Origin of the sequence: Roseateles sp. (assembly GCF_052436255.1) — a bacterium.
Lineage (GTDB): Bacteria > Pseudomonadota > Gammaproteobacteria > Burkholderiales > Burkholderiaceae_C > Pelomonas.
Genome location: NZ_JBQVNP010000014.1, coordinates 16,027 through 33,145, shown reverse-complemented (window position 1 = coordinate 33,145; position 17,119 = coordinate 16,027). Strand labels below are relative to the sequence as shown.

Genomic DNA, 17,119 nt, shown 5'->3' with positions numbered 1-17,119 from the left:
GATTGGCCGAGGTGGGCGCGCAACGCCCACCTCGGCCATATTTCTTTGCCGTAGCCATTGGCCAGGCGACGTGGATGGCACGCGCACGGCCCATACTTTCCAAGATGAGTCCCGAGGTGACGAGAGCAGTTCGACGAATCGTGGTGCTGGGGGGTGGCTCCGCTGGCTGGTTGACTGCCGCGACGCTGGCCGCCGAATTGGGTGGCGATGGCCCCGACGCATTGCGGATCACCCTCATTGAGTCGCCCGACGTGCCCTCCATCGGCGTCGGCGAAGGCACGTGGCCGACGATGCGCGGCACGCTGCGTCGCATCGGGCTCAGCGAACTCGATCTGATCCGCGAATGCGACGCTTCGTTCAAGCAGGGTTCTCGTTTCGACGGTTGGCTGCGTGGCGGTTCGGATGACCGCTACTACCACCCGTTCACGCTGCCGCACCACTTCGGCGAGGTGGACCTCACCGGCGCCTGGCTGCAGGGCGGGCGGTCGCAAGCCTTCGCCGAAAGCGTGAGCGTGCAGCCGCATCTGTGCGACGCCCAACTTGCACCCAAGCAGACGACGACGCCGGGCTTCGGTGGTGTTCTGAACTACGGCTATCACTTCGACGCAGTCAAGCTTGGGCTGCTGCTGCGCCGGCATGCCACGACCCTGCTCGGCGTGCGCCATGTTGCTGACCATTTCGCGGCTGTGCGATCCCACGAAAACGGGGACATCGCCGCACTCGTCACCCGTCAGCATGGGGACGTGGAAGGCGACCTCTTCATCGATTGCTCGGGTCTGGCGTGTTTGCTGCTGGGCCAGCATTACGGCGTCCGCTTCCGCTCCGAGAAGGGCGTGCTGTTCAACGACAGTGCGTTGGCTATCCAGGTGCCGCATGCCCATGCGCAGGCGCCATTGGCGTCCGCCACGATTGCCACAGCCCACGCCGAAGGCTGGACCTGGGACATCGGCCTGCCGACGCGCCGCGGCATCGGTTTCGTCTATTCGAGCAGCCAAACGGACGATGCGTCCGCCGAGCGTGTCTTGTCGGACTACCTTGAGCGCAGCGGGTTGTCCCAGGCCGACGCCGCCGCGCCGCCGCGCTGCATCCGCTTCAGCCCGGGCTATCGCGAAAGCTTCTGGCATCGCAACTGCGTGGCCGTCGGCCTGGCCGCTGGCTTCATTGAGCCGCTTGAAGCGTCGGCACTGGCGCTGGTGGAGCTGTCGGGCGCCTTCATCCGCGACGAGATGCCCGCCAACCGGGCCGACATGGACCTGGTGGCCAGGCGATTCAACGATGCCTTTGCCTACCGCTGGTCTCGCGTCATCGACTTCCTCAAGCTGCATTACGTGCTGAGCCGGCGTGACGATGGCGACTATTGGCGTGCGCATCGGCAGGCCAGCACGCAGCCCGAGTCACTGCGCGAGCTGCTGCAACTCTGGGCACACCGCGCCCCATCGCGCAACGACTTCTACCGCCACGATGAAGTCTTCCCGGCGGCAAGCTACCAGTACGTGCTTTACGGCATGCAATTCAAACCGGCTTTGCGGCCGCTGCGCCCGCCTCAGCTCGCCGCAGCCGAGGCCGGCTTGAAAGACGTGCCGACAATCACCCGACGTTTGCTGGGCGCCATGCCTCGCCATCGCGATCTCATCCAACACATCCACGCCCACGGCATGGCCGCTGCCGCGTGACCTTCAGACCGACACCCATGCTTCAACTGCTCAACAACATTCAGCACAAGGACCTGCGCATCGTCACCCAGCGCGGCGCGAAGTGGGGCGACGATGTCATGTCGGCCCCCGCCACGCCCGACGAGTTCCGCAAGCTCCAGGCGCACTACCCCATCGTCTTCCAGCCCGACGGCAAGGGCAGCTTCCTGCCGACGGTGTTGTTCGGCCTGCGGGAAGGCGAGAACCTTTACCTGACCGAGGACGGCTGGGACGCCGACTATCTGCCGCTGTCGGTGCAGCGCATCCCGTTTTCAATCGGCGTGGCCGACGACGAACTGCGCATGATGGTCGACATGTCCAGCAAGCGCATCAGCGATGGCGCCGAGGGCGAGGCGGTGTTCCTGCCGCACGGCGGCACGACTGATTTCACTGAGCACGCCAACTCGGTGTTGCATACGCTGCACGAAGGGCTACAGGCCACGCCGGAGTTCATCCAGACGCTGATGGCGCACGAGCTGCTGGAGTCTTTCGTGCTGGACGTGCAGCGGCCCGACGGCTCGCATGGCGAGTTGGTGGGCTTCTACATGATCCACGAGGAGCGCCTGGCGGCCCTGGACGCCGGCACCGTCAGCCTGTTGCATCAGGCCGACTACCTGCAACCGATCTACATGGCGATTGCGTCGCTATCCAACTTTCCGAAGCTGATCCGCCGCCACCTCGCCCGCGAAGCCTGAGCCCATGGTGGAGCGCAGCGATGTGAACGCCGAAGCCATCCCGGCGGACGTGCTCCGGTCGACCGAGCCCGTGCTGCTACGCGGCCTGGTGCGCCACTGGCCGCTGGTGCAGGCGGCGCGGCGCTCCAACGCTGACTTTTGCGACTACCTGCGCGCGTTCGGTCCGCAAACCCGCCTGGCCCTGTGGCGCGGCGCGCCGCAGATCAACGGGCGCTTCTTCTACGACGCGGACTTCACGGGCTTCAACTTCGAGCGTCAGGTCAACGCCTTCGGCGCTTTGCTGGATGAGTTGCTGGCCGGTTCGCCTGACGCGCTCTATCTTGGCTCGACGGAGCTCGACACCGCTTTCCCCGGCCTGCGCCAGCAGAACGACTTGCCGGTTCTGGCCCGGTTCGACCCGCTCGTCAGCCTGTGGCTGGGCAACCGCACCCAGGTGGCGCCCCATTTCGACCTGCCCGACAACATCGCCTGCGTGGTCGCGGGCCGGCGTCGCTTCACGCTCTTTCCGCCGGAGCAGGTCGCCAACCTCTACGTCGGCCCGCTGGACCTGACCCCGGCCGGCCAGCCGATCAGCCTGGTCGATGTGACGCAGCCTGACCTGGCGCGCTTCCCGCGCTACGCGCAGGCCTTGGAGCGGGCGCTGGTCTTCGAGCTGCAGCCGGGCGATGCCCTTTACATTCCCAGCCAGTGGTGGCATGGCGTGCACTCTCTCGAGCCCATCAACGCGCTCGTCAATTTCTGGTGGCGGCAATCTCCGTCGTTCATGGACACGCCGCTCAACACGCTGATGATGGCGCTGCTATCGCTGCGCGACCTGCCGCCGGCCCAGCGCGATGCCTGGCGTGCGCTGTTCGACCATTACGTCTTCGACGCCAACGAGCAGACGGCGGCGCACATTCCAGCCGCTGCGCGCGGCATCCTCGCGCCGATGGATGACCACAGCGCCCGCCAGCTCCGCGCGGCACTGCGCAACAGACTCAACCGATAACGCTCATGAACACTGCTTCCAAACCCGTTCGACGCGTCGTCATCGCCGGCGGCGGCACGGCCGGCTGGATGGTGGCCGCCGGGCTGTCCAAGTGCCTGGGCAAGCAGATCGACATCCGCCTGGTCGAATCCGAAGAGATCGGCACCGTCGGCGTCGGCGAGGCGACCATTCCGACCTTGCACCTGCTGCATGAAATCCTGGACCTGGACGAGAAAGAGTTCATCCAGGCGACGCAAGCCACCTTCAAGCTCGGCATCAACTTCGAGAACTGGCGCGATGTCGGGGAAGACTATTTCCACTCCTTCGGCAAGACCGGCAAGGGCCACTGGACGGCCGGCTTCCACCATTTCTGGCTGGAGGCCCGCAAGCGCGGCCTGGCCAGCAGCTATGGCGACTACTGCCTGGAGCTGCGCGCCGCGATGGACAACCGCTTCGCGCTGCTGCCCGACAACGGCATCAACTACGCCTACCACTTCGACGCGACGCTGTACGGCCAGCACCTGCGCCGCTTCTCCGAGAACCTCGGCGTGCGGCGCATCGAGGGCAAAATCGCCAAGGTCCACACCGACGCCACGAGTGGCGACATCACCGGCCTGCAGCTCGATGGCGGCGCGCTGGTCGAAGGCGATTTCTTCATCGACTGCACGGGTATGCGCGCGTTGCTTGTCGGCCAGACGCTGGGCGTACCCTATGAAAGCTGGTCGCACTGGCTGCCCTGCGACAGCGCGCTGGCCGTGCAGACCACGCTCGCCGGCGAGCCCGTGCCCTACACCCGCTCCATCGCCCATCCCTGGGGCTGGCAGTGGCGCATCCCGCTGCAGCACCGCGTCGGCAATGGCGTCGTGTTCAGCAGCAAGCACATCAGCGAAGACGAGGCCAAGGCCGCGCTGCTCGCCAATGTTGATGGCGAGGTGCTGCGCCAGCCGCGCGTCATCAAGTTCACGCCGGGCCAGCGCGAGCAGGTCTGGAAGAAGAACTGTGTCGCCATCGGCCTGGCCAGCGGTTTCCTGGAGCCGCTGGAGTCGACCAGCATCCACCTGATCCAGAAGAGCCTGACCCGCTTGGTGGAACTCTTCCCGACCGACGGCGTCCGCCAGAGCGATATCGACGAATACAACCTGCAGACGCGCGAGCAGATTGAGATCATTCGCGATTTCATCATCCTGCACTACCACGTCACCAACCGCGACGACTCGGCCTTCTGGCGTGGCTGCCGTGAGATGGAGGTGCCGCCGCTGCTCAAGCACCGCATCCAGCATTTCCGCGACACCGCACGCGTCATGCTGCGCCAGGGGGAGCTGTTCGCCGAGAACTCGTGGGTGCAGGTCATGATGGGGCAGGGCATCCAGCCCGCCAGCCACCACCCCATCACGCGCAACATGGACAACCGCAACCTGGCGGACTTCCTGGGAGAGATCCGCAAGGATGTGGCGCGCACGCTGATGAAGCTGCCCAAGCACCAGCAATTCATCAGCCAGTTCTGCCCCGCGCCCAGGATCGACATGGTCAGCGCCGAGCCGATGGGCGGCCCGGCACTGCACATCAATCCGCAGGCCAAGCTGGATGTCGTCGAACTCGCCGACGGCGCGAAGGTCTACGTCGTCGACGACTTCGTGCAGGACCCCAACGCCCTCGTCGCGCTCGTGCAGGCGAACGCGGACAAGTTCGAGACGCCGGTCGGACATCCTTACCCTGGCCCGCAGCTCAATTTCCCCGACGGCCTGGCCGCCGAACTGGACCGCTTCTTTCGCCAGCATCTGGCCGCACCGCTGCGGCTTGGCGCGCCGCTGGGCATGTTCGGCCGCTTCTCGCGTGTCGTGCAGGACCCGGCGACGCTCGATGCCCGCCAGCGCATCTGCCACCGTGACGACTCCGGCCTCGACCCCGAGCACCTGATGTCGGCCTGCGTGCACTACCTGTTCACCGACGAACAGCTCGGGGGCACCGTGTTCTTCCGCTCGCTCATGTCCGAGGCCGACACGGCGGCGTTCCGCCGCGATGCCAACACGCTCGATGCCAGCGTGTTCACTGACAAGTACGGCCTCCCCCCGGGCTACATGACCGAGAGCAACCGCTACTTCGAAGTCATCGGCCGCGTGCCCGCCAAATGGAACCGCGCCATCTTCTACAGCGGCGGCATCTTCCACTCCGGCGACATTCAATGGGCGGGCCACAAGGCGGGCTACCTGGAAGGGCTGGGCCGGCTGACCATCAACGCCTTCTTCAAGAGCCACCGGCCGGGCGCCTGAGAACCAGCCTCGATAATCGGGGCCTTATGACCACTCACCTCATCATCGCCACGCGCGAGAGCCGTCTGGCGCTATGGCAGGCCGAGCATGTGCAGGCGCGCCTGGCCAAGGAACTTGGCATCGCCGCGACGTTGTTTGGCATGACGACGCGTGGCGACCAGATCCTCGACCGCACATTGTCCAAGATCGGCGGCAAGGGTCTGTTCGTGAAGGAGCTGGAGACTGCGCTCGCCGAAGGTCGCGCCCACATCGCCGTGCATTCGCTCAAGGACGTGCCAATGGAGCTGCCGGACGGCTTCACGCTCGCCGCGGTGCTGGAGCGCGAAGACCCGCGCGATGCCTTTGTCTCCAACCTCCACGCCAGCCTGGCGGACCTGCCCGAGGGCGCCGTGGTCGGTAGCTCCAGCTTGCGCCGTGTGACCCAGCTGCTGAGCCGGCGCCCGGATCTGCGGGTGGAGCCGCTGCGCGGCAACCTCGACACGCGCCTGCGCAAGCTCGACGAAGGTGGCTATGACGCCATCGTGCTGGCCGCCGCCGGCCTCAAGCGGCTTGGCCTCGCCAGCCGCGTGCGGGGGGTGTTCGAGATCGACCAGATGCTCCCCTGCGCAGGGCAGGGCGCGCTCGGCATCGAGATCCGTGCCGACGACGCGGCGCTGTCTGCCGCACTGACCAGGCTGACCCACATGCCGACATTGCTGGCCTGTGAAGCCGAACGTGCCGTGTCGCGCGCGCTGGGCGGCAGCTGCAGCTTGCCGTTGGCTGCTCACGCCCACTGGGAGGGCGCGACGCTCTGTCTCGACGCGGCCATCGGCCATGCCGAGATCCATGCCTCGCCGTTGCTGCGGGCGAGCGTCACGGCCGATGTGGGCGACGTTACCGCGGCGCAAAGCCTTGGCCAGCAAGCCGCCACATGCCTGCGCGAGCTGGGCGCCAGCTCCTACCTGCCCGGATGAGCCCCATGCTGCTGGTCACGCGGCCGCGGCCGCAATGCGCCGCATGGCTGGCGCGGCTTGAAGCGCTCGGCGTCAATGCCGCCGCGCTGCCGCTGATCGAGATCCTGCCGGCGCGCGACCCCGGCCCGGTACGGGCCGCTTGGGCCAGCCTGCCGGCGGTGAACCTGGCCGTCTTCGTCAGCCCGAATGCGGTCGAGCAGTTTTTCGCCCACCGCGGCGACTGGCCGGCGCATACGCTTGCCGCCTGCGTCGGCCCCGGCAGTGCGCAGGCATTGGTCGAGCGAGGCGTGCCTGCTGCGCAGGTCGTCCAGCCGGCCGCTGACGCCGCCAGCCTGGATTCCGAACACCTTTGGGAGCGGCTGTCATCGCATCGTGACTGGGCCGGCGCACGCGTCCTGCTGCTGCGTGGTGACGGTGGTCGCGAGTGGCTGGCCGAGCGTTTGACCGAAGCCGGGGCCAGCGTCGAGGCGGTCACCGTCTATCACCGCAGCAGCCCGCGCTTCGACGCTGGAGAGCGTGCCCTGCTCACCCAGGCGCTGGCGGATCCGCAGGGCTTTGTCTGGCTGTTCAGCAGCGCCGAGGCGGTGAGTCATCTGCAGGGCATGGCGCTGAACGGCCAGCGCGCGGTGGCCACACACCCTCGCATCGCTGAGGCCGCACGTACCGCCGGCTTTGCGCCTGTGGTTTTGGCGCGACCGGACCCTGAAGCGGTGACTCGGGCCTTCCGGGCGCTCTGACAGAATCTGGCGCACTGTGATTGAGCCGCTTCCCGTCGTACCCGCCACCGAGCCTGCGGCCGCGCCGCCCCCTAACGCCCCCATCCTGCCGGCCTGGCTGCCGTGGCTGCTCGCCCTGCTGGGGGCGGCGGTACTGCTGTGCATCGTGCTGGCCTGGCAAAGCCTGTCGCGCCAGCAGTCTCTGGAGCAGGAACTGGTGCGCCGTCAGGAGGCCAGCCAGGCCGAGGCCACCGAAGCCCGACTGGCAGCCAAGCAGTCGACCGAGCTGGTGCGCGACACGGCCGCCAAGGTTTCGCTGCTGGAGGCCCGGCTTGCCGAGGTGGCTCTGCAGCGCGGCCAGTTGGAGGAGCTGATCCAGTCCATGTCCCGCTCGCGCGACGAGAACGTCGTCGGCGACATCGAGGCCGCCATCCGCGTGGCCATGCAGCAAACGCAGATCACCGGCAGCGCCGAGCCGCTGGTCGCGACGCTCAAGCAGGCCGACGAGCGCCTGCTGCGCTACAAGCAGCCGCGCATGGAAGGCGTGCGCCGCGCCGTGGCCCGCGATCTTGATCGCGTCAAGGCCGTCTCCGTCGTCGATGTGTCCACACTGACCATCAAGCTCGACGAAGTCGTGCGCATGGCGGACGAACTGCCGCTGGTGTCCAGCAGTGACGCTGCGCCCCGGCCGCGCGACGAGCGCCATGCTGACGCCGCGAAGGAGCGCGAGCGCGCGCTGAAACTGCAACGCGAGCAAGCCGCTGCGGCAGGCGATGGCAAGGTGTCGCTGTGGTGGTGGCAGGCTACGCAGCAACTGTCGAACTGGACGGGCGTGATCTGGGGCGAGGCCCGCACGCTGCTGCGTGTCACCCGCATCGAGCACCCTGAAGCCGCCCTGGTTTCGCCCGACCAGAGCTTCTTCCTGCGGGAGAACCTGAAGTTGCGGCTGCTCAACGCCCGCCTTGCGCTGCTGAGCCGCCAGTTCGACACCGTCCAGGCCGATCTGCGTGACTGCCAGGAGATGTTGAACCGCTACTTCGACACGCGCTCGCGCAAGGTCAGCAGCGTGACCGAACTGCTGCGCCAGGTCGCTGGCCAGGCGCGCCAGGTCAGTGTGCCGCGGCCGGATGACACGCTGGCTGCCTTGACTGCGGCCGCTGCCGGACGCTGATCATGCGCTTGGTGATCTGGCTGGTTCTGCTGTTCATCGCCGCGGTCGTCGCAGCGCTGACCCTGGGCAACAACGACGGCCTCGCCAGTTTCTACTGGGCCGGTTGGCGGGTCGACATCTCGCTCAACCTCTTCTTGCTGCTGCTGGTCGCCAGCTGCTTCGCCCTGGTCACGGCCATCCAGGCCATCGAGGCGCTGACCACCTTGCCCAAGCGCGCCCGCGAATGGCGGTTGTCCCAGCGTGAGCGCAGCGCTCAGTTGGCCCTGCGGGAAGCCTTGGCCGAGCTTTTCGGTGCGCGCTTCAGCCGCGCGCAGAAGGCGGCACAGAAGGCGCTCAACATTCAATCCGCGACGCCCGAGCTGGCGGCCGACCAGTCCTTCATGGCATTGGCTCATCTTCTTGCCGCGGCCAGCGCTCACCGGCTGCAGGACCGCCGCCATCGTGACGAACAGCTGACACGCGCGCTGGAGCTGGCCCGCCGCGCAGGGGGCGCCCGCGCCCAGGAGGACGGCGCCCGGCTGCTGGCGGCTGAATGGGCACTGGATGATCGCGATGCCGCGCGCGCGCTGAGTGTCCTGGGTGAACTCGCTCCCGGCGTCGCTCGTCGCACGCAGGCGCTGCGACTGCGCTTGCAGGCGTCGCGCCTCGCTCAGCAACCCCTGGATGCGCTGCGCACCGCCCGTCTGCTGGCCAAGCACCAGGCCTTCTCCAAAGTCGCCGCCCAGGGCCTGCTGCGCTCGTTGGCCTTCGAGGCGCTTGACGGCGCACGTGATGTCGACCAGCTGCGGTCGATCTGGCATCAGCTCGACCCGGCCGACCGCCGAGACCCGCTCGTCGCTGCCCGAGCTGCGCAGTGCGCCGGCCAGCTTGGTGCGCCTGATGATGGCCGCGGCTGGCTACGTCCGTTCTTCGATGATCTGGCCGAGCTCCAATCTGACGAGCGCGCCGCGCTGGCCACCGCCCTTGTGCCGGTGCTGGCCGGCTGCGGGCCGGACTGGCTACAACGACTGGAGTCTGCGCAGTCGCGCTTTCCGCGGGAGCGGTCGCTGGCCTATGCACTGGGCCATGGGTTGGCTGAACGTCAGCTCTGGGGCAAGGCAAGGCTGATGCTGGAAACGGTGGCTGAAGACGCCACGATGCCCAGCCCGCCGCGCCGGCGAAGCTGGTTGGCCCTGGCCGCACTGGCGGAGCAGGAGGGCGACGAAGTCCGGCGTGCGCGTTGCTACGAGGCCGCCGCCCGGCTGCCTTGACGTCGGCGCGATATTTTTTAGAAACCGTGCCAACTCTTGATGAAGGCTGAAAAAGCTGGTTATACTGTGAGGCTTCAGCGGCTGTAGCTCAGTTGGATAGAGTACTTGGCTACGAACCAAGGGGTCGTGGGTTCGAATCCTGCCAGCCGCACCAAAAATAAGAAGAGAAACAACGGGTTAGCACCGCATGGTGCTAACCCGTTTTCCTTTTGCGGTCGCGCCTACGCGATGTGCCACTCTTGGTGGTCTATGCGAGGCACTGTCGAGAGGCGCCTTCCAAGCTCGCTATTGCGGACGGCGTTGTCTGCACGACGGCAGGAAGCCCTCTGAGTCCAGCTCCGATGAGCCAGGCGTCACATGACGTCACTGCCTCGGGAGAACCGCGGTGCGGCAGCGGGTTGCCATTGGCCGTCTGCATTCTTGATAAAGCTGCCGCGCGCCTGGGCATGGGGATGCAGGGGGGCCTCCGCCAAGGTCAGCACCGGAGCGAAGCAGGCATTTGTGCCTTCCAACAGCGCTGTCCACTCATCGCGTGTCTTTTCACGCAGGCGTGCTGCGACACGCTCGCGCAGCGCCGGCCACAGCGCCTGGTCGTGCTGGCTGCCGGGCTCGACATCGCCCAGGCCGAGGCGCTGCAGCAGTTCGGCATAAAACTGCGGTTCTAGCGCCCCCAGCGACACGAACCGCCCATCGGCGCATTCGAAGCAGTCGTAGAACGGCGAGCTGTGCAGAAAGAAGTTCTGGGTCGGCGCGTCGCTCCAGCGGCCTGCCGCGCGCATGGAGTGCAGCAGGCTGGACAGCAGGCCGACGCCGTCGACCATCGCGGCGTCGACCACTTGGCCGCGCCCACTGCACCGCGCCTCCCACAACGCGGCCATGAGTCCGAAGGCCAGGAACATCGCGCCGCCGCCCATGTCGCCGATCAGCGTCGCCGGGATGCTGGGCACCACGCCCCCACGGCCGGCGACGGACAGCACGCCGGTCAGCGCGACATAGTTGATGTCATGGCCCGGCGCCTGCGCCAGCGGGCCGGTCTGGCCCCAGCCGGTGACGCGGCCGTAGACGAGACGAGGGTGGCTGGCTTCAAAGGTGTCGGGGCCGAGCCCCAGGCGCTCCATGACACCGGGGCGGAAGCCTTCGATCAGGGCGTCAGATGCCTCGATCAGCGCCCGCGCTTCGGCCAGGCCCTCGGGGCACTTGAGGTCAATGCAGACGCGCCGCTTCCGCCGGTCCAGTGCGGTGCCGGTGTCCAGGACCTGGCCGCCGGGGCGTTCGATGACGATGACCTCCGCGCCATGGTCGGCCAGCAGCATGCCGGCCAGCGGGCAGGGGCCGATGCCGTCCATTTCGACGACACGCAGTCCGGCCAAGGGGCCGATGGGGGAGGGGGCTTGCATCGCACAATGTTGGCATGAGCAAGGCCTTCACCAAGGAAACCGATGCGGCCGATGACGATGACGGCGACGGCCCCGCGCTGCCGGCCCTGCCGGCCGGCACGCGCAACTACATGACGCCGGCCGGCTATGCGCGGTTGCGCGCCGAGTTCATGGCGCTCATCGACGTCGAGCGGCCCAAGATGGTGGAGACGGTGTCCTGGGCGGCCAAAAACGGCGACCGCTCGGAGAACGGCGACTACCTCTACGGCAAAAAGCGGCTGCGCGAGATCGACCGCCGGCTGCGCTTGCTGACCAAGCGGCTGGACATCGCCGAGGTCGTCGACCCGAGCGTGCACCATGGCTCTGAGCAGGTCTTCTTTGGCGCGACGGTGACCTATGCCAACGCGCGCGGCGACGAGAAGACCATCACCATCATCGGCATCGACGAGGCCGACAGCCTGGCCGGCGAGGTCAGCTGGGTGTCGCCCATCGCGCGCACCCTGCTGAAGGCTCGCGTGGGTGACGAGCTGCAGCTCGTCACGCCGGTGGGCGTGGAGAAAATCGAGGTGGTGGAGGTGCAGTACCCCGCTCCGTCGTCGTCCAAAGACTGATCAGGACTTCTTCGGCGAGGGCTTGAGCATGGCGTCGGCACGGGCCTTCTCTTCGGGGCTCAGCTTGGCGGCCAGCACGGGCAGGGCGGCGGCGGCCTGCTCGTGGCCCTGGGCCTTGGCCAGCGTGCACCAGGCGTAGGCGGCGGCCATGTCCTTGTCGCCGCCCTGGCCCTGGGCCAGCATGACCGCCAGGTTGAACATCGCATCCGGCTGCCGGCCTCGGGCAGCGGCCTGGAAGAGCTGGCGCGCGGTGGCGTGGTTCTGCGGCACCACCTCGCCGCTGTAGAAGAAGGTGGCGAGCGCATTCTGCGCTTCGACGTGGCCCTTCACGGCAGCCTCCTTGTAAAGCACCACGGCCTTCTCGGGCGCCTTCGGGGTGCCTTCGCCCAGGTCCAGCATGCGGGCGAACGCGTAGGTGGCCTCCAGGTTGCCGGCGCGGGCCGCGGCGCCGTAGTAGGCGCCGGCCTTCTCCAGGTCCAGCGGAATCCCGGCCGGCTGCTTGGGAACGCGGTGGTGGTAGAGCTGACCCAGCAGCGTCATGGCCGGCGTGTGGCCGGCGGCGGCGGCGGCGGTGAGCGCCTCGACCGCCTTGGGACCATCCACAGGGGTTCCCACGCCACTGAGATAAGCCTGGCCGATGAGCGTGTTGGCGGGTTCGAAGCCGAAGTCCAGCGCCTTGCGCCACAGGCGCAGTGCTTCCTGGGGGTTGCGCTTCATGCCTTGGCCGCTCAGCTGTACGCGTGCCATGAGCAGCGTTGCCTCGATGCGGGTGTTGATCTGGTCGGGCTTCCTGGGGTCGTAGCGCAGCCGGTCATTGACCGGGTGATAGCGGGCGCCGATGACCTCGTTGAGCCACTCGATCGCCTTCGGCGTGTTGGCGGGCGTGCCCAGGCCCAGCAGGTGCAGGCGCCCGAGCATCAGGGCGGCCTCTTCGTAACCCAGCTTCTTCCAGCCTTCCTCAAAGCGGGCGCGAGCCTCGACGTAGTTGCCCGCCTCGTAGGCATCAAAGGCCTGCATCAGGGACTTGTCCTTGCGGGCGATCCAGTTGCGACCCGCCGCAAAGCGGCGGTCCGAGCCCGAGCAGGCGACCGAGGGTGTCGGCGAAAATTCCCCGGCCGCAGGGCTCGACGCAGATGCCGACGGCGTTGCGGCACCGCCGTCGGGCGACAGGTCGCTGAAGTCCTCATCGATCGAGCCAAAGTCGCGCAGGTAGGCCAGCGTCACGTCGTCATCGGCGGCGCTGTAGCCGCCCATGAAGCCGCAGGACGAGGCGAACTGGCTCGACAGCACCTTGTTCTTGGCCGCAATGACGGCGCTGGGATCGATGGAGCGGCGGCGTTGGCCGGTGACCTCGACCGCGCCCAGGGACTGCATCTCGGCGGGTGCCGGGGCGGGTGCGGGTGTCTGCTGGGCCTGCAATGGCGCGGCAGCGAGCGTTGAAGACAGAGCCAGGACGGCAAAAGCCGTCCGGCTCAAGGTTGAGCTGCGCCGGACGGCCTGCGTCATGGTGTCTCCCTGAATTAGCGCGGGCTGCGGTACGTCAGGCCCACATAGTAGGTACGGCCGTAGTAGTTGTCGGTGTAGATGCTCGGGATGCCGCCTTCATAGCTCTGGTAGCCGCCCGTGCTGGCCTGATTGCGCTCGCCGGTCAGGTTGCGTACGTCGGCAAACAGCTCGATGCCGCTCTTGAAGCGGTAGGACGCCTTGACATCCACGAACGCGGTGCGTTTGCTGAAGATGGGCGCGCCGGGGTTGTAGGGCACGCGCCAGCTTGAGATGCCTTCGCCGGGGAAGTTGTTGACGCCCACGTTCGTGTTCGTGTTCGGCGAGAAGGTCTGGTAGCGCGAGGACACCACCTGCTGCGCGAGCCGGACCTGCAGGGCGCCGTCGTCGTACCACAGCGAGGCGTTGTACGAGTACTTGGGCTGGCCGGACAGCGGCAGGGTCTCGCCGCTGATCTGGTCGATGGCCGGCGCGCCAGCCGAGTTGCGCAGGCGGCTGTAGTTGGCGTCGAAGCCGGTGTAGCGCAGCACGGACGGCAGGAAGGTGAAGGCCGTCTTGGAGCCGAACTCGACACCGCGTCGCTTGGACGGCGTGGTGTTGTCCCACTGGGCGAACGAGAACTCCAGGTCACGCAGCGGCAAGCCGGTCAGCGGGTCCAGCAGATTGCTGCCTTCGAACAGGCGGACGTCCGAGCGGCCGACGCGCAGGTTGGGTGCGCCCACGAGGTCACGCTGCAGGAAGGTCGAGACCGACAGCGAGGTGTCGCGGTTGACGTACCACTCCAGCGACAGGTTCTGGTTGATGCTGGTCTGCGGCTTCATGGCCGGGTTGCCGAAGATGCGGTTGCAGCCCTGGTCGGCGACCGAGCCGTCATCCTCGAGCGGGCGGTCTTCGATGATCTCGCTCAAGGTGCAGGTGATGGTGCCATCCGCAACCGGCGCGACCCGGCTCATCGGCAGGCGGGCGATCTGCTTGCTCCAGGAGTAGCGGGTCACCAGCTTGTCCGGCACCGGCCACAGGGCCAGGTTCAGCGAGGGGCTCACATCGGTCCGGCTGCCCTTGAAGTCGACGTTCTGGCTGACCTGGGCGGTCGTCACATTGGTCGTATCGCCGTTGCCATCGACCCAGTTGGCGTTCTTGCGAATGGAGCGGAACACCATGAAGCCCGTGCTGCTCATGTCGGTGCGCACCACGCGCACGCCGATGTTGCCGGCCAGCTCCAGGCCGAAGGGCAGGGGGCGGTCCGTGAACGGCAGCCGGTCGATCTCGAAGTCGGTCTGCAGGTAGCCCGCCGTCTGCTTGTCCTGCAGCCCGGTCCTGGGCTGCTCATAGACCTTGCCGTCGCTGGCTGTGCAGGAGCGGAAGCAGTCCAGCGGCACGTTGAAGCCGACCTGCTGGAACAGCTTGTCGATGTCAATCTGGCTCCAGCCATTCAGCAACGTGGCCGGCCGGTCCTTGGCGCCGCCGTAAAACTGGCTGCTCGGTGCAAGGGTCATGGTCTGGCGCACGAGCTCCTGGTACTGGACCGGGGTCAGTGTGGTGGTGCCGCCCACGACGGCGCCCACGCCAGCGTCGTAGCGCGGGTTCTTCACGACGCCGTAGGCGCAGGGCTGGCCGCCCGTGGCCAGGGAGCCTGCCGTGTCCTCGCAGCCGATCAGATTCCAGCGGCCGTTGACCGACGGCAGGTACACGCCGGGCTGGAAGCCCGGCTGGCCAGCCGTGCCCAGCGGCGACTTGATCTCGCCGCCGCCACCACTCCAGGTGGTGGCGCCGTAGTCGATCAATTGCAGGCCGGTCTTCAGCGCGGTCAGGAACGGCAGCTTGTCGACCACGTTGTAGGTCAGGTCGAGCTTCGCCTGCTTCTCGGTGTTCTCGTTGTCAAACGAGCGGATGACGTTGAGCTGGGTGTTGTTGGTGTACCGGGCGCGCTGCGCGGCCGTGTAGGCCGGCGTGAACACCGGGTTGAGGTTGTCGACGTTGATGGCCGTGCTGGCCACGGCAGGGTTCAGCGACGCGTAGCCGGCCAGGTTGCCCAGCTGGTCGATCGCCGCGCCGCCCGGCCGCGTGAAGTCCCAGAGCCCGTTGGGTTGCAGCTCGAAGTTGCCCACGCCGTAGGCAGAGCTGAACGACGCCCGGCGGTCATAGCGCAGGCCGGTGCCCTTGTTGTAGCTCGCCATGAACTTGGCACGCAGTCGGTCGTCGCGGTACTCGCCGCCGGCTTGCATGGTCTTGTTCGTGGTGTCGATGCTGGAGAAGATGGTGTCGGTGCCGAGGAAGTTGCCATCCGTCGAGTAGCTCGTCACGTGGTGGCTGCCGTCCACCTGGTAGCCCGGCAGGAGGTTGGTGGTGGCGCCCTGGATCAGCGGCTGGTTGTTGGCGCGAAAGGCATAGCTCGCAGGCAGCGCGGAGCCCGAGGCGCCGGGCGTCAGTGAGCGGGTGTTGGCGACCAGGTTGTCCGTGAATGTCCCGGCGCCGTTGAACACCGGGGCGCCGCCCATGCTCAGGAAGCCGACCGTGTCGTCCACATGGCGGCGGTTCTGAATCCACTTGCCGTAGACGGAGAGCTGGCTGTTGACCTTGAAGTCGAGGCGGATGTCACCGCCGGTGCGGGTGTCGTCGTTGGACCGGAAGTTGTAGCGCGGCCCGACCGTGTGCGACGGCGTGTAGTCGTTCCACTGGTTCAGGCAGGAGAGTTGCTCGTTCAGCCGTGCGCCATAAGCTGCCGTGCGGCTTGCGGACGGAATCGCTGCCACCTGCGCGGGGGTCAGCGTGGGGAAGGTCGCAAGGCACTCGGCCTTGGTGCTTGCCTTTGCGGCGCCTTCGAGGAGCTGCCTGTGCGTCAGCGACTGCCATGTGCCGTTGGTGGTGTGCGGCGTATCAGCCATGCTGGGCAGCAGTGCGGCCAGGCTGTTTGCGTAGGAGAAGGTCTTCTCCGGCGAGTTGTCGAAGTCGGCCAGGCGCACCAGGCCTTGCTGGCCGTTCGCGCCGCCCTGGCTGATCGAGTGGTTCTCGCGCAGAGTGCTGGCACGGTTGAGGTTGACCATGACGCCCAGCTTGTTGTCGAAGAACTTGTCCGTCCAGATCAGGTTGGCGTCCGGCGTCGTCTTCTTGGCCAGGTCGCTCTTGCTGGCGGCCAGCCTGAACGAGTAGTAGGGCTTGTCGAAGTCCAGGCCGTTGCGCGTCTCGATGATGACGCTGGCGCCCAGGGAGCCCTGGGTCATCGAGGCGGTGGCGCCCTTGACGATGTCCACGCTCTTGATCAGGTCGGACGACAGCTCACGGAACTCCGTGCCGCGGCCATCGCCACCGCCCAGCAGGTTGGTGCCGGCGCCCGAGGACACGCCCACGCCGTCCATTTCCACGCGGGTCGATTCGGGGCCGTTGCCGCGGATATTCACGCTCACGCCTTCGCCGTAATCGCCGCGGTCCAGTGCGACACCGGCGATGCGGGAGATGGCCTCGCCGATGTTGCGGTCCGGGAAGGCGCCAACATCTTCGGCCACGATGGAATCCTGGACCGTGGCGGCGTTCTTCTTGCGGCTGATGGCCGACTGCTGCGACTGCCTCGTGCCGACGACCAGGACGGTCTCGAGTTCCTGCACCGGCGCCTCGGGCTTGCGTGCGGCTGGCTGGGCGTCCTGGGGCTTGCCGGCGTCGGCCTGTTGGGCTTGGGCCGACTGCTGGGCCATCAAGGCCAGAGCCAGGGAAACGGCGGTCACCACCGCCGGTTTGCTGAACTTGTCCACGTCTGTCTCCGCGTTCCGGTCGAGGGCACCGGGCTTGTTGTTGGTCGTCTCGCCGAGCAAAGAAGGTCAGGCTGCTGGCCCTCTTTGCTGGCGGCGGCGCGACGTTAAGCAGCGGCCGTAACTCGGTGAAATTCGTTTTCCCCGGTTTGCTATCCCGAAAAGAAATACCG

The 17,119-nt window shown here is 67.1% G+C and carries 12 protein-coding genes and 1 tRNA gene; 10 read left to right on the top strand and 3 right to left on the bottom strand.

What is annotated here, in order from left to right; genetic code table 11:
• Positions 1–104 precede the first annotated feature (104 nt).
• From ACT6S0_RS05760 to ACT6S0_RS05720, 9 genes are all read left to right on the top strand, one after another.
• Entirely contained in the window at positions 105–1,673 is a 1,569-nt protein-coding gene (locus ACT6S0_RS05760; RefSeq protein ID WP_444762936.1) for a tryptophan halogenase family protein, read from the top strand.
• A 17-nt stretch (positions 1,674–1,690) separates the two neighbouring features.
• Entirely contained in the window at positions 1,691–2,386 is a 696-nt protein-coding gene (locus ACT6S0_RS05755; protein ID WP_444762935.1) for a SapC family protein, read from the top strand.
• A 4-nt stretch (positions 2,387–2,390) separates the two neighbouring features.
• Positions 2,391–3,374, top strand: coding sequence for a cupin-like domain-containing protein (locus ACT6S0_RS05750; RefSeq protein WP_444762934.1), 984 nt, complete (start codon positions 2,391–2,393; stop codon positions 3,372–3,374).
• Positions 3,375–3,379: 5 nt separating this feature from the next.
• The gene (locus ACT6S0_RS05745; protein WP_444762933.1) at positions 3,380–5,623 is read left to right on the top strand and encodes a DUF6445 family protein; all 2,244 of its coding nucleotides are present in this window, start codon (positions 3,380–3,382) and stop codon (positions 5,621–5,623) included.
• A 26-nt stretch (positions 5,624–5,649) separates the two neighbouring features.
• Positions 5,650–6,576 carry a hydroxymethylbilane synthase gene (gene hemC / locus ACT6S0_RS05740; protein ID WP_444762932.1) on the top strand — a complete coding sequence of 309 codons (927 nt, stop codon included), beginning with the start codon at positions 5,650–5,652 and terminating at the stop codon, positions 6,574–6,576.
• Positions 6,577–6,581: 5 nt separating this feature from the next.
• Complete coding sequence (locus ACT6S0_RS05735) at positions 6,582–7,313, top strand: uroporphyrinogen-III synthase (protein WP_444762931.1); 732 nt, start codon at positions 6,582–6,584, stop codon at positions 7,311–7,313.
• Positions 7,314–7,329: 16 nt separating this feature from the next.
• The gene (locus ACT6S0_RS05730; protein WP_444762930.1) at positions 7,330–8,463 is read left to right on the top strand and encodes a uroporphyrinogen-III C-methyltransferase; all 1,134 of its coding nucleotides are present in this window, start codon (positions 7,330–7,332) and stop codon (positions 8,461–8,463) included.
• A gap of 2 nt (positions 8,464–8,465) precedes the next feature.
• The gene (locus ACT6S0_RS05725) at positions 8,466–9,713 is read left to right on the top strand and encodes a heme biosynthesis HemY N-terminal domain-containing protein (RefSeq protein ID WP_444762929.1); all 1,248 of its coding nucleotides are present in this window, start codon (positions 8,466–8,468) and stop codon (positions 9,711–9,713) included.
• 77 nt (positions 9,714–9,790) lie between these two features.
• Positions 9,791–9,867 (top strand) — tRNA-Arg (locus ACT6S0_RS05720).
• 199 nt (positions 9,868–10,066) lie between these two features.
• Here ACT6S0_RS05720 and ACT6S0_RS05715 read toward each other — a convergent pair.
• Positions 10,067–11,110 carry a CaiB/BaiF CoA transferase family protein gene (locus ACT6S0_RS05715; RefSeq protein WP_444762928.1) on the bottom strand — a complete coding sequence of 348 codons (1,044 nt, stop codon included), beginning with the start codon at positions 11,108–11,110 and terminating at the stop codon, positions 10,067–10,069.
• A gap of 14 nt (positions 11,111–11,124) precedes the next feature.
• On the opposite strand from ACT6S0_RS05715, the gene greB reads away from it, so the two are divergent.
• A complete protein-coding gene (greB, locus tag ACT6S0_RS05710; RefSeq protein WP_444762927.1) occupies positions 11,125–11,700 on the top strand; it encodes a transcription elongation factor GreB in 576 nt (191 codons plus the stop codon).
• Here greB and ACT6S0_RS05705 read toward each other — a convergent pair whose 3' ends face one another.
• Together ACT6S0_RS05705 and ACT6S0_RS05700 are read right to left on the bottom strand one after the other, a co-directional pair.
• Positions 11,701–13,206 carry a hypothetical protein gene (locus ACT6S0_RS05705; RefSeq protein WP_444762926.1) on the bottom strand — a complete coding sequence of 502 codons (1,506 nt, stop codon included), beginning with the start codon at positions 13,204–13,206 and terminating at the stop codon, positions 11,701–11,703.
• A 14-nt stretch (positions 13,207–13,220) separates the two neighbouring features.
• Complete coding sequence (locus ACT6S0_RS05700) at positions 13,221–16,949, bottom strand: TonB-dependent receptor (protein WP_444762925.1); 3,729 nt, start codon at positions 16,947–16,949, stop codon at positions 13,221–13,223.
• Positions 16,950–17,119 lie beyond the last annotated feature (170 nt).